Raw genomic sequence first — 12263 nt, 5'->3', positions numbered from 1 at the left:
CAGGTGAAAGGCACCGGGGGAGTGGAAGGCCCTCGTGTTGCGGAGAGCCCGCATGGGCTGGAGGTGAGGCTTCTGGCACACTCGGCGGATCGATCGTACTGTCGTCCGCCTCCATGCAGAGCTTCCTGCTCCTCCTCCCTGATTTCGCCCTGATCGCCCTGGGCGTGCTGTTGCGTCGTTATGGCGGCTTGGGAGAGGCCTTCTGGCAGGGCACCGAGAAGCTCGTCTACTTCGTGCTGTTCCCGGCCCTGCTGTTCAATGCACTGGCCCGGGCCAGCATCGATCTGACAAGCTTCGCGCCGCTGTTCCTGGTGGGCTTGCTGACCATGGCCGGCGGGCTGCTGCTGGCCCTGCTCGGACGCCCTCTGATGGGACTCGACGCCATGGGTTTCGCCTCGCGGGTGCAGTGCGCTTACCGCTTCAACACCTATATCGGGATCGCCGTGGCCGGCAAGTTCGGCGGGGCGGCCGGTGTGGCGGCGATGGGGGCCCTGTGTGGTGCGATGGTGCCATTTGCCAACATGGCCGCGGTGGGCTTGCTGGCCCACCACGGGCAGGGGCGGTTGGGGCGTGAGCTGGCGCGCAATCCGCTGATCATCGCCACCCTGGCCGGCATGGCGTTCAATTTCTCGGGAATGAGTCTGCCGGCGCCAGCCCTGCCTTTTCTGCAGCGCCTGGCGGATGCGGCGGTGACCCTGGGACTGCTGGCGGTGGGGGCGGCACTGCAGGTGGGCAACAGCGGCGGCCGGCGGATCGGCGCCTTCTACCTGTGCGCCGTGAAGCTGCTGGCCCTGCCGGCGCTGGCCTGGGGGCTGGCCAGTGTCATGGGCCTGAGTGGGCTGGCCTTTTCGACGGCAGTGATGTTTGCCGCGCTGCCGACTGCATCGTCGGCCTATATCCTGGCGATGCGGATGGGGGGCGACGGGCCGGGGGTGGCCTGGTTGATCTCGGCCACCACGGTGGCCGCTGCGGTAACCCTGACCGTCTGGTTGAGCCTGCTGGCGGGACGGGGGGCCTGAACAGGCCCCGGCCTGACGCGCCTTACTTCGGGTCCTTGGCCTTGCCAGGCTTGGCCGGTGCGGGGGCGGGCGCTTCGGCGGCCTTGGTGCCGGCCTGCTCGGCGGCGTTCTGCATGATGTTCCAGGGCCACATGCCGGCAGAGAAGGGGTTGGGCTGGGCGTTTTCTCCTTCGGGGCGACCACCTTCGGCGGCGACCTTGCTCATGGCCTGCATGGCGGCAATGGTGGCACGCTGCATTTCGAGGCCCTGGATCGCCATCTGCAGCGAGCTGAGGTTCATCTTGAGCCAGCTCTCGACGGCCTTCATGTCGGTGATGCGCTTTTCGAGTTCATCCACGTCGAGGGTCGGCGTGACCATGCCCGGCAGGCTGAAGCCCATCTTGCTCCACATGCTGCGCATGAACTCCATCGGGTCCTGCGCCTTGTTCTCAGTGCTCATCGGTGTCCCCTTCGCGTGAATATGTCATTGGCTCATTGATAGTAACCCAATAAGGGCAGTGCTGCATCAGGCTTGGGTCTTGCGCTGCAGCAGGGCGCGCAGGCGGCCGGGGCGAACCGGCTTGTGCAGCAGCGGGAGCCCCTCTTGCTGGACGTCGGCGAGGGCCTCGGCGGAAGTGTCACTGCCCAGGATGATGGCTGGAATGACCTTGACGAAATGGTTGCGGAGGTTGCGCACGAGGAGCAGGCCGCTGCTCTTCCCGACCTTGTACTCGCACAGGATGATGTCCGGCGGGGGCGACCCTGCCAGGCTGTGCAGGAGGAGAGCCGGCTCGCTGACGGTGGTCACCGCGCAGCCCCAGGATTCAAGCAGGCTGGCGGTGCTCGCCAGGGCCAGGGGGTCGTCGTCCACCAGCAGCACGTGAAGGCCGTGCAGGGCATGGGCGGGCGGCGGCGGGGCGCCGTCGATGAGCGTCCGCGGCGAGGCCCGCGGGACCTCGACGGCGAACAGGGCGCCGTGGCCGGGCCGGGAGTGCAGGGTCAGGCGGTGATCGAGAAGGTCGGTCAGGCGGCGCACGATAGCCAGCCCCAGCCCGAGTCCCTTGGCCCGGTTGCGCTCGGGGTTATCGAGCTGGATGAACTCCTGGAAAATGGCCTCCTGGGCTTCCGGGGCGATGCCGGGGCCATTGTCGCGGACCTCGATGCGCACCACCCGGCCGCGGCGCCGGCAGGCCAGCAGGACGGTTCCGCCGGGCGCGTAGCGCAGGGCGTTGCTGATCAGGTTGTGCAGGATGCGTTCGAGCAGCAGGGGGTCGCTCTCCACCCAGGCATCGGTGGCGCGCAGGCGCAGGCGCTGCCCGTTGTGGTCTGCCTCCCGGCGGTAGTCGACGTCGATGCGCTCGAGCAGGGGCTGCAGCGGAAAAGGCTTGATCTGGCGGTCCAGCACGCCGGCATCGAGGCGGGAGATGTCGAGCAGACTGTCGAGCAGGTTTTCCATGGTCTCGGCGGAGACGGCGATCTGCTCGACGAGACGGCGGGTGTCCGGGGCATGGGGCTTCTGGCCCAGTTCGGCGACGAACAGCCCCAGGGCGTGCATGGGCTGCCGCAGGTCGTGGCTGGCGGCGGCGAGGAAGCGGGTCTTGGCCTGGTTGCCCTGTTCGGCTTCTTCCTTCTTCTTCTTGAGCTCCCGGGTGGCGGCGTCGATCTGGCGTTCCAGGTCTTCCCGGGAGGCGCTCAGGCGGTCGGCCATCTCGTTGACCCCGAGGGCCAGCATGCGCAGGCTCTTGCCGCCCTCGGCCGGGACCCGGGCAGTGAGCGTGCCCTGGCCGAAGCTGGCCACGGTGGAGGCGATGCGCTGGATCGGCCCGGAGATGCCACGGCTCATGCGCAGGGCCAGGATGATGCTGGCGCAGAGGATCGCCGCCACCATCACGATGGCGGTGCGCAGCAGCCGTGCCTCCTCGTCGCGCAGGGAGTCGCGGCTCATCTCGACCAGCACTTCGCCGTGGTGGGGTTCTCCCGGGGGGCTGGTGTTGCTGCCGGTCTCCAGGAAGGCGTCGTCGAGGATGACGCCAGGGCCGGTGACCTTCTCGCGAAAGCGCAGGGTGGACCTGCGTTCGCGGGAGCCCAGGGGCAGGCTGTCGGGGGCGGGCAGGCGGGCGCTGTCGGCGAGGATCTCCTGCAGGGGGCTGAACACCGTGACGCGGACCACGTCCTGCTCCTGCAGGATGGAGTTGGCCTGCTTGCGCAGGCTGTCCAGGTTGCCGGAGAACACTCCGTACTCGCTGGCGGCGGCGAGCTGGCGGGCCAGGGCCTTGCCGCGCTGGACGTGGGCTGCTTCCAGGTCGGACAGGCGGGAGGAGGTGAAATAGGCGATCAGCACGAGGGCCATCACCATGGTCGGGAGGACTGCCACGAGGATGGCCCGGGCGCGGATGTCCAGGTCGCTGAGGCGGATCACTGGCCGGCCTCCAGGCGTTCGAGGCGTTCCTTGAGGAGCCCGGGCTCGTCCAGCACGATGCCCAGCGAGCGGGCGACATAGGGGTTGGTGCTGACCCGGAACTGGCGCGGCGGGGCGGGCGGCGGGAGGGTGCCGGTGGCCAGTCCCAGGCGTGCGGCCTCGCCGGCTTGCTGGCCGACCTGGGCAGGCGTGCTGAAGAGCGCGAGCAGGGCGCCGGCCTTGACGTAGGCCGGGGAGAAGCCGATGACCGGGGAGCGCTGGTGATAGGCCGTCAGCAGGATGTTGGAGATGGTCCGGTTGTTGTAGAGGCTGCTGTCGGGAAGGGCCAGCAGGATGGTGGGCTCGGCGAGAACCCGCTGCAGGGTGGGGTAGAGCTCGTTCTCGTCATTCACCTGGGCCAGGACGGGCCGCAGCTTGCGCTCCCGGGCTACGGCCTGGAGGCGGTTGCCAAGATCGGTGCTGTCGCGTCCGGTCAGCAGGGCGAGACGCGACCAGTCGGGCAGGGCGAGGCGCAGCAGTTCGATCTGGCGTGTTGCCGGCTGGTCGATGAAGACCGCGGAGAAGCGCCTGCCGTCATCCGTCCGGTGGGGCAGGCGTTCGTAGGCGCTGCGCGGGAGCAGGGCGTAGAGCACCGGCGCCCGCGGTGCCAGCGCCGCAATGCCCTGCGCGGCACGGGTGCCGAGGGTGACGATCAGGGCGCTGTTGTTGAGGGTCGGGGTATCTTCGGCGCGGAGCGGGTAGGGCAGGGACTGTACCCGGTGGCCGCCGTTGCGCAGTTCGGTGCTGATGGCGTCGGCGGCTTCGCCGAAGGCGCTGCCGTCCTCGGACATGACGAGCGCAACCTGGGCCGCCCGGGCCATGGGCAGGGCCATGACGAGCAGCACACAGACGAGAAGGCGCAGGAGAAGCCCCATCGGGGATCAGAATTCGAGTTGCAGGGTGCCGAACACCTGGCTGCCCCACCAGGCGGCACCAGGGGCGAAGGTCTGCTCGCCGCCATCGATGTTGCGGGCGGTGAGGGATATGTCACCGCGCGCCAGGGCGGCGGGCAGGCGGTGGGTCAGCTGCAGGTCGAGCTGGCGGTAGGCCGGCACCCGGTGAGCATCGTCCGCATACCAGGCCATGCTGCCGGTCCAGCGGCGTGCCAGGCTGACCTGCCAGTCCGGTGCAAAGGCCCAGGCGCAGAACAGGCCTGTCGATTGCCGGGGGGCGGAGTTGGCAACCCACGGAGAGGGGTTGGCACCACTGCCGGCGGCGGGTACGGCGGGGCCGTCGATGCGCAGCTCGGTGTGTTGCACGGACAGCCAGCTGTGGGTGGCCGGGCGCCAGGTGGCGATCAGCTCCAGCCCGCGGATGTCGGCTTTTCCTGAGTTGGCCAGATATCGGGTGTTGTTCCGGGGCAGCAGGCCGATGCTGGAGTTCTCGAGATGCATTTCGATCAAGTCGCGGGCCCGCTCGAGGAAGATGCGAGCATCCAGGCTTGCATTGAGGGTGGGATCTTCGGCGAGGTAGCCGAGCTCGTAGGTGGTCACCCTCTCGGCCGTCAGGCCGGGGGAGGGGCGGAATGTCTGGGAGATGGGCGTGCCGGCCGGCAGCGTGAAGCCTGGGGTGACGACTGGCGCGGAGTTGGAGAAGATCATGCTGGACTTCTGTTCGAAGGCAGTCGGGCTGCGGTGGGAACGATTGACGCCCATGCGCAGCGTCTGATTTTCCGTCATATGATAATTGGCTGAGGCCCGCGGGGCCAGCGATGTTCCTGTCAGCGAATTGTCTTCGACCATGGCGCCCGCATTGAACAGCCAGCGCCGGGAGGCCCGCCATTCGACGGTGGCGAAGGCGCGATTGACGCCGCTGCCGATGCTGCCGGAGGTGCCGAAGTACAGCGGCGCAGTGAGCCGGTCCTGACGCAGGCCGGCGCCGATCACCGTGCGTACGTCCGGGTGGGGCGAGTCCACGCGCTGGATCTCCAGGTCGTCGCGCACCGCGCGGAAGCCGTAATCGAAGTCGAAAGGGATCACGATGCCGCCGGGAACGCCCGACAGGCGGGCTGGAATCGGGACATCCCGGGCAAAGCGGTCGCGACCGTTCTCCTCCTGGTGATACCAGGTGAGGGTCAGCTCCTCGCCGGCGGACGGCGCGTGGTGCCAGCGCAGCAGGCCGAAGCTGCTCGAGATGCGCATGCTGCGTTCCGGGTCGGTGAGGTTGGCGTCCTTGCCGGTTCCCTGTTCGTTGCCGGTCCAGCCGGCCTGGAACTCGACGCGGTCGGCATGGCTGGCGGACCAGTCCGCGCGCAGGCTGGCCATCTCGTTGCGGCGCCAGTCATTGATCGCCTCGAGGCCGCGGTCGTACTGGCGGGCCAAGGTCAGGCGCAGGTCCACGTCGCCCAGCTGGCGGCCGAGGCGCAGGCTCAGATCATTCACACCGCCGCTGCCGCCCCGGTAGCGCACACTGTTACCGAGGGTTTCCGAGGGGGCGCGGGTTATGATGTTGGCCACACCGAGGAAGGCATTGCTGCCGTAGGCTGCCGAATTCGATCCGCGGAAGACCTCGATGCGTTCGATGTCGTCGATGTCCACCCCCAGCTGGTTCCATTCCACCCCCGAGATCAGGTAGGGGGAATACCCGGAGCGGCCGTCCACCTGCACCAGCATGCGCCGGGGCGCTTCGTCGGCCAGCCCGTGATAGGTGACCAGGGGGTGGTTGCCGGTATGCAGCCCAAGCTGGAAACCGGGCAGCAGCATGAACAGCTCGTGGATGTTGCGGGCCCCGGATGCCCGGATCATGTGGCGGTCGATGACGCTCACCGAACCAGGGGCGTCGGCGCGGGCCTGGGACAGGCGTGTTGCCGAGAGCACCACCGGCAGTTCGGCGAGATACTCTGCTTCGCTGATGCCGCTGTCGGACTGCTGTGACTCCATGCCCCTGGCAACAAGCGCAAGCATGGCAAGCAGGATGAACAGTGCGGAGCGGGCGGTGCGGTGCGGGATGGACGCGTGGTGAGAGAGCAGCATGGCCGTATGCCGTGGTGGCACTGGACTTCGATTCTCACCATTTTGGGCCCATGGTGCCCGGACTAAACTGAGGGATTGCCCATTTTGGGTTTTTGCGAGCAACTGGTGATGATGCAGACCCGTATTCTTATTATCGAAGACCATGTGCTGGTGCGCGAAGCCATGGCCCTGACCCTCGCCCAGGTGGGCGAAGGTGTGGTGTGCGAGCAGGCCAGCAACGCCACCGACGCGCTGGCGCTGCTGGAGGCCAACCCCGACTGCGACCTGCTGGTGGTGGACCTGATGCTGCCCGAGATCAACGGCTTCTCCCTGCTGGGCGCCATCGCCAAGCGCTTTCCCGACGTGCCGGCCCTGGTGGTCTCGGCGCTCGACGACCGGGAGTCGGTGCAGCGCGCCATGAAGGCCGGCGCCTCCGGCTTCGTCTCCAAGGCCAGCCCCAGCAACACCCTCATCGAAGCGGTGCGCACCATCCTGGCGGGTGGCGTGTTCACCCCCGAGACGGCGACCGGCACCGACGGCTCCGGGCGCAACCGCCGCGCCAGCCAGGCCTTTGCCGAACGCTTCCAGCTCACCGCGGCCCAGGGGCGGGTGCTCGAGCTGGTCGCCCAAGGCAAGTCGAACCGCGACATCGCCGAGTTTCTCGGCCTCTCCGAAGGCACGGTCAAGGTCCATGTGTCGGCCATCCTGCGGGCGCTGGGCGTCACCAGCCGGGCCCAGGCGCTGCTGCTGATGACCCGCGCCGGCCTGCGAGTCTGAGGGCGGGGGCGCGGGGAGACGTCACCGGAACGTCATGGCCGTTTAATCCTGCGGCTCTAGTCTCCTGGGCTTTCGACAATCCAGGCGGCAGCCATGACCTTCCCTCTTCGTTCCCCTCTTCCCGTCAGGCGCAGCCTGCCGGTTTTGCTGTCCGTGCTCGGCGCCCTGAGCCTGTCCGCCTGCGGCGGCGGGGGGAGCAGCAAGGCGCTGGACCTGACCATCCTGCACATCAATGACCACCACTCCCACCTCGACGCCGAAACCACCACCCTGAGCCTGAAGGATGCGGCGGGGACGTCCCGTGCGGTGACGGTCGAGCTGGGCGGTTTTGCCCGCGTCACTGCAGCCATCGAGGCGCTCTCGGCCGGCAAGCCCAACGTGCTCAAGCTGCACGCCGGCGACGCCATCACCGGCGACCTGTACTTCACCCAGAGCGAAGGCAAGGCCGACGCCGACATGATGAACACGGTCTGCTTCGACGCCATGTCGATCGGCAACCACGAGTTCGACAGTGCCAACGCGGGCCTCGTCAAGTTCATCGACTTCCTGCACGCCGGCAGCTGCAAGACGCCGGTGCTCTCCGCCAACGTGCGGCCCGCCGCCGGCTCACCGCTGGCCGGCCGGATGAGCGCCTACCGCATCGTCGAGAAGGACGGCGAGCAGATCGGCATCGTCGGCCTCACCGTCAAGGGCAAGACCCAGTTCGCCTCCCGCCCGGATGCCTCCACCGAGTTCCTCGACGAGGCCACCGCGGCCCAGGCCACCATCGACGAGCTCAAGCTGCGCGGCATCAACAAGATCATCCTGCTGTCCCACCTCGGCTACGACGCCGACAAGGCCATTGCGCCGAAGCTGACGGGCGTGGACGTGATCGTCGGCGGCGACTCCCACACCCTGCTCGGCCCGTCGAGCATGACGGCCTACGGCCTGACCCCCTCGGGCGCCTACCCCACCCAGGCCACCGACAAGGCCGGCAAGAAGGTCTGCATCACCCAGGCCTGGCAGTACAGCTACGCGGTGGGCGCCCTCGACGTGAAGTTCGACGTCAACGGTGATGTGCTCAGCTGCAACGGCAAGCCCCAGGTATTGCTGGGTGACACCTACAAGGTGGGCTCGGCCACCGCGACCGACACCGACGCGGCCGCCTATCGCAGCCAGCTGAATGCCGCCGGAGTGTTCCGCATCACCACGCCGTCGCCCGCGGCGGTTGCCGTGTTGAGCCCCTACAAGGCCGCCAAGGATGCCCTCGGCACCCAGGTGGCGGGCCGCAGCACCGACAACCTGTGCCTGCGCCGGGTGCCGGGCAGCAAGCGCGACACCAGCCGCTCCAGCCTGGGCGACGTCTGCAACCAGGACGCCACGGTCGTCGCCCAGGGTGGCGACATCCAGCAACTGGTGGCGGAAGCCTTCCTGGAGCAGGGCCAGCGCTTCGGCGGTGCCGACATCAGCCTGCAGAACGCCGGCGGCGTGCGCATCGACATCGCCTCCGGCGACATCACCGTCGGCAAGGTGTACACCCTGCTGCCCTTCAAGAACACTCTCTACCGCCTGGTGCTCACCGGCACCCAGGTCAAGTCTGCGATCGAGGATGGGGTGGATTCGGTGATCAACGGCACCGGCACGGGCGCCTACCCCTACACCGGCGGCCTGCGTTTCAAGGTGGACATGAACCAGGCCAAGGGAAGCCGCGTCAGCGCCCTGGAAGTGCGTGACAGCACGGGCACCTGGAAGGCTCTGGATCCGGCTACCAGCTACAAGCTGATCACCAACAACTTCACCGCCGACGGGGGCGACAAGTACGACACCCTCAAGACCATCCCGGCCAACCTGCGGGAAGACACCTTCCTGGATTACGCGGATTCCTTCCTGCAGTACGTGAGGACCAAGAGCACCCTGGCCAAGCCGTCCGTGGCCAACCGCAGTACCCAGCAGTACATCGAGACGCCTTGAGGTTTGGTGGGGGGGGGCTTTTTTAGCGTGCGGGGTGCCTTTTCTGGTCGGCCTTCCTTTTTTCCACCTTGAATTGGCCGGGAATTCGCCCCGGCGGGCGACCCCTTTCTTTGCGTCGCCAAAGAAAGGGGGAAAGAAAGGCGACCCGGCTTCCCCGGTCGTCCGCGTAGCGGACGACTCCCCTGCGCTGCTCGCATCGTGCGGCCGGCGCGGAACTCGTCGGCTGCGCCTCCTCAGACAGCCGCGCCGGAAAGCCCCGCCCGCTGCTGCGCTGCTCGGCGGGTCAGAACGGGCTTTCAGCAAGCACCGAGCCTCTACGGAAAGCTCGGTGGGTGCGAGACGCTGGGGTTTTGCTTTGCGTTGATCATCAACAACTACTTCAGCAAAGGCTCGGTGTTTGCGAAAAGCCCGTTCCGACCCGCCGAGCAGCGGAACGGCAGGCGGGGAAGTCCGGCGCGGCTGTTTGAGCCCGAAGGGCGAGTTCCGCGCCGGCCGCCTGGCGTGAGCAGCGCAGGGGAGTCGTTCGCGAAGCGAACGACCGGGGAGGCGGGTCGCCTTCTTTGCCTCCTTTCTTGGCGAAGCAAGAAAGGAGGTCGCCCGCCGGGGCGAACTCCCGGCCAATCCAACGTTGAACAAGGGGAAAACCATCCAGTAAAAGCCACCGCGGGAGAGGTGCCCAGGGCGCTTAACTGAGTTCACCCAGCACGGATGTCAGTTAACCGGCCGCGGATGTCAGTTAACTGCCCGCATGATTGACATCCGCGGGTACGGAATTGACATCCGGCACCGCGGATTAGAGATCCCGCTCCCCAGAATTGAGATCCGGCACTCCGGAATTCAAATCTAGCCCACCGGAATTGAGATCTCGCCCTCCGGAACTCAAATCTCGCACCCCGGAATTGAGATCCAGCCCTCCGGAATTCAAATCTCGCACCCCGGATTTGAGATCCGGACCCGCGGATTTGAGTTCACGCAGCCCGGATGTGAGATCCGGCGGCACTTTATTCAATTCAGCGGGCGCGGATGTGACTTACATCCCGGTCTGCTCGAACCACTGCTCCAGGAATTCAACACAGACCTTGAGTTTGGCCGACACCGACAGGCGTGAGGGATACACCGCCCAGACATCCGCCTGCTGGAAGTACTGGGGCAGCACCGGCACCAGCACGCCGGTCTCGATCTCGCGGTGGATGTCCCAGGTGGAGCGCAGGATGATGCCGTGGCCGTCGATGGCCCACTGGCGGACGATCTCGCCGTTGTTGGCGGAGAGCGGGCCGCTGATCTTGATGGCGACACGCCCCTCCGGGCCGTCCAGCTCCCAGCGCCCGAAGTCCTGGTCGCGTTCGCGGATCGGGATGCAGCGGTGGGCCTTCAGGTCTTGCAGGGATTGCGGCATCCCGTATTGCGCCAGGTAGGCCGGTGAGGCGCACAGCACCCGCCGGTTGCGGGCAATGCGGCGCTTGATGACATTGCCCTCGCGCACCTGGCCGATGCGGATGTCCAGCTGAAAGCCTTCGTCGATGAGGTCGACAGGCCGGTCGAGCAGCTCTACCTGGATCTCCAGCAGCGGGAAGCGCCGCGCCAGTTCCGACAGGGCCGGGGCCAGGCGGCTGCGCCCGAAGCCGGTGCTGCTGCAGATCCGCAGAAGCCCGCCGGGCGCCGCCTTCTCGAGGGAGATCGCCTCTCCCATCAGATCGACATCTTCGAGGATGCGCTGCGCCCACTGGTGGACGATCTCGCCCTGGGCGGTCAGCAGCACATTGCGCGTCGTGCGATGGAAAAGTGTCTCCTGGACGGCTGTTTCAAGCAGGGCGATCCGCTTGCTCACCACCGCCTTTGAAATGCCCAGTTCGCGGGCTGTCTCTGCAAAGCTGCGGTTGCGGACTACAACGCAGAACAGGCGGAGATCTTCGAGCTGGGGTCTGATGTTCACGATTCGTGTCCGCAGGATTCACATTTGAGCGGATTGTAAATAAATCCGTGATCTCTAAGCTGTGCGGACCAGACATTCATCCATTGCAGGGAGATCGACATGAAGCACCGAATCGCGGTGATTGCCGGCGACGGGATCGGCCAGGAAGTCATGCCGGAGGGCCTGCGCGTCCTCGAGGCGGCCATGCGCAGCTTCGGCCTCGAGCTGGAGTTCACCACGTTCGACTGGGCCCATTGCGATTACTACCTCGCGCACGGCGAGATGATGCCGGCCGACTGGTTCGAGCAGCTCAAGGGCTTCGATGCCATCTATTTCGGCGCGGTGGGCTGGCCGGCCAAGGTGCCCGACCACATCTCCCTGTGGGGCTCGCTGCTCAAGTTCCGCCGCGAGTTCGACCAGTACGCCAACGTCCGCCCGGTGCGGCTGATGCCGGGCATTCCCTGCCCGCTGGCCAATCGCAAGGTCGGCGACATCGACTTCTTCGTGATCCGCGAGAACACCGAGGGCGAGTATTCGTCCATCGGCGGGCGGATCTTCGAGGGGACCGAGCGCGAAACGGTGATCCAGGAGTCGATCTTCACCCGCAAGGGCACCGACCGGATCCTGAAGTTCGCCTTCGACCTGGCGCAGACCCGGCCGAAGAAGCATGTGACCTCGGCAACCAAGTCCAACGGCATCGCCATCAGCATGCCCTACTGGGACGAGCGCCTCGAGGCGATGGCCGGCAATTACCCCGACGTGCGCTGGGACAAGTACCACATCGACATCCTCACCGCCCGCTTCGTGCTCAGCCCCGAGCGCTTCGACGTGGTGGTGGCCTCCAACCTGTTCGGTGACATCCTGTCCGACCTGGGGCCGGCGTGTACCGGCACCATCGGCATCGCCCCGTCGGCCAACCTCAACCCCGAGCGCACTTTCCCGTCGCTGTTCGAGCCGGTGCACGGTTCGGCACCGGACATTGCCGGCCAGGGCATCGCCAATCCGATCGCGATGATCTGGTCCGGCGCCATGATGCTGGACTTCCTGGGCCAGGGCGATGCGCGCTACCAGGCGGCCCACGACGCAATCATGCGGGCCATCGAGCATGTGCTGGTCAATGGCCCGCGCACCCCGGACATGGGCGGCACAGCCACCACCGCCGATCTCGGCCGGGCCGTCGCCGACGTGCTCGGCCAGGGCGTTTGATGATCTGCTGC

The 12263-nt window shown here is 67.0% G+C and carries 9 protein-coding genes; 4 read left to right on the top strand and 5 right to left on the bottom strand.

Annotated elements, in window-relative coordinates; translation table 11 throughout:
• Window positions 1-113 precede the first annotated feature (113 nt).
• On the top strand, window positions 114-1019 hold the full coding sequence (locus tag HHL15_RS15585) for an AEC family transporter (RefSeq protein ID WP_169146713.1): 906 nt from the start codon (window positions 114-116) through the stop codon (window positions 1017-1019).
• Window positions 1020-1041: 22 nt separating this feature from the next.
• On the opposite strand, the gene HHL15_RS15580 is transcribed toward HHL15_RS15585, so the two are convergent.
• The 4 genes from HHL15_RS15580 to HHL15_RS15565 all read right to left on the bottom strand — a co-directional run bounded on the left by HHL15_RS15580 (window position 1042) and on the right by HHL15_RS15565 (window position 6428).
• The gene (locus HHL15_RS15580; RefSeq protein ID WP_169146712.1) at window positions 1042-1458 is read right to left on the bottom strand and encodes a PhaM family polyhydroxyalkanoate granule multifunctional regulatory protein; all 417 of its coding nucleotides are present in this window, start codon (window positions 1456-1458) and stop codon (window positions 1042-1044) included.
• Window positions 1459-1524: 66 nt separating this feature from the next.
• Window positions 1525-3417, bottom strand: coding sequence for an ATP-binding response regulator (locus HHL15_RS15575; protein WP_328825051.1), 1893 nt, complete (start codon window positions 3415-3417; stop codon window positions 1525-1527).
• A complete protein-coding gene (locus tag HHL15_RS15570; RefSeq protein WP_169146711.1) occupies window positions 3414-4331 on the bottom strand; it encodes an ABC transporter substrate-binding protein in 918 nt (305 codons plus the stop codon). Before HHL15_RS15570 ends, HHL15_RS15575 begins: the two co-directional genes overlap by 4 nt.
• Window positions 4332-4337: 6 nt before the next feature.
• Complete coding sequence (locus HHL15_RS15565) at window positions 4338-6428, bottom strand: TonB-dependent receptor plug domain-containing protein (protein WP_169146710.1); 2091 nt, start codon at window positions 6426-6428, stop codon at window positions 4338-4340.
• A gap of 108 nt (window positions 6429-6536) precedes the next feature.
• On the opposite strand from HHL15_RS15565, the gene HHL15_RS15560 reads away from it, so the two are divergent.
• Window positions 6537-7184 carry a response regulator transcription factor gene (locus HHL15_RS15560; protein WP_169146709.1) on the top strand — a complete coding sequence of 216 codons (648 nt, stop codon included), beginning with the start codon at window positions 6537-6539 and terminating at the stop codon, window positions 7182-7184.
• Window positions 7185-7277: 93 nt separating this feature from the next.
• Window positions 7278-9134, top strand: coding sequence for a bifunctional metallophosphatase/5'-nucleotidase (locus tag HHL15_RS15555; RefSeq protein ID WP_169146708.1), 1857 nt, complete (start codon window positions 7278-7280; stop codon window positions 9132-9134).
• Window positions 9135-10164: 1030 nt separating this feature from the next.
• Here HHL15_RS15555 and HHL15_RS15550 read toward each other — a convergent pair.
• The gene (locus HHL15_RS15550; RefSeq protein WP_169146707.1) at window positions 10165-11067 is read right to left on the bottom strand and encodes a LysR family transcriptional regulator; all 903 of its coding nucleotides are present in this window, start codon (window positions 11065-11067) and stop codon (window positions 10165-10167) included.
• A 99-nt stretch (window positions 11068-11166) separates the two neighbouring features.
• Between HHL15_RS15550 and HHL15_RS15545 the strand changes: the two genes are divergently transcribed.
• A complete protein-coding gene (locus tag HHL15_RS15545; protein WP_169146706.1) occupies window positions 11167-12252 on the top strand; it encodes a tartrate dehydrogenase in 1086 nt (361 codons plus the stop codon).
• Window positions 12253-12263: the final 11 nt, after the last annotated feature.

The organism is Zoogloea dura, from assembly GCF_012927165.1.
In the GTDB taxonomy this organism is placed as follows: Bacteria; Pseudomonadota; Gammaproteobacteria; order Burkholderiales; family Rhodocyclaceae; genus Zoogloea; species Zoogloea dura.
Note: the sequence above shows the minus strand (reverse complement) of the source record. Positions and strands in the feature narration are given on the sequence as shown.

Excerpts from the sequence above, each read along its gene's own strand:
- HHL15_RS15555 (WP_169146708.1), top strand. The coding sequence starts at position 7,278 with ATGACCTTCCCTCTTCGTTCCCCTCTTCCCGTCAGGCGCAGCCTGCCG.
- HHL15_RS15565 (WP_169146710.1), bottom strand. The coding sequence starts at position 6,428 with ATGCTGCTCTCTCACCACGCGTCCATCCCGCACCGCACCGCCCGCTCC.
- HHL15_RS15560 (WP_169146709.1), top strand. The coding sequence starts at position 6,537 with ATGATGCAGACCCGTATTCTTATTATCGAAGACCATGTGCTGGTGCGC.
- HHL15_RS15580 (WP_169146712.1), bottom strand. The coding sequence starts at position 1,458 with ATGAGCACTGAGAACAAGGCGCAGGACCCGATGGAGTTCATGCGCAGC.
- HHL15_RS15545 (WP_169146706.1), top strand. The coding sequence starts at position 11,167 with ATGAAGCACCGAATCGCGGTGATTGCCGGCGACGGGATCGGCCAGGAA.
- HHL15_RS15570 (WP_169146711.1), bottom strand. The coding sequence starts at position 4,331 with ATGGGGCTTCTCCTGCGCCTTCTCGTCTGTGTGCTGCTCGTCATGGCC.
- HHL15_RS15585 (WP_169146713.1), top strand. The coding sequence starts at position 114 with ATGCAGAGCTTCCTGCTCCTCCTCCCTGATTTCGCCCTGATCGCCCTG.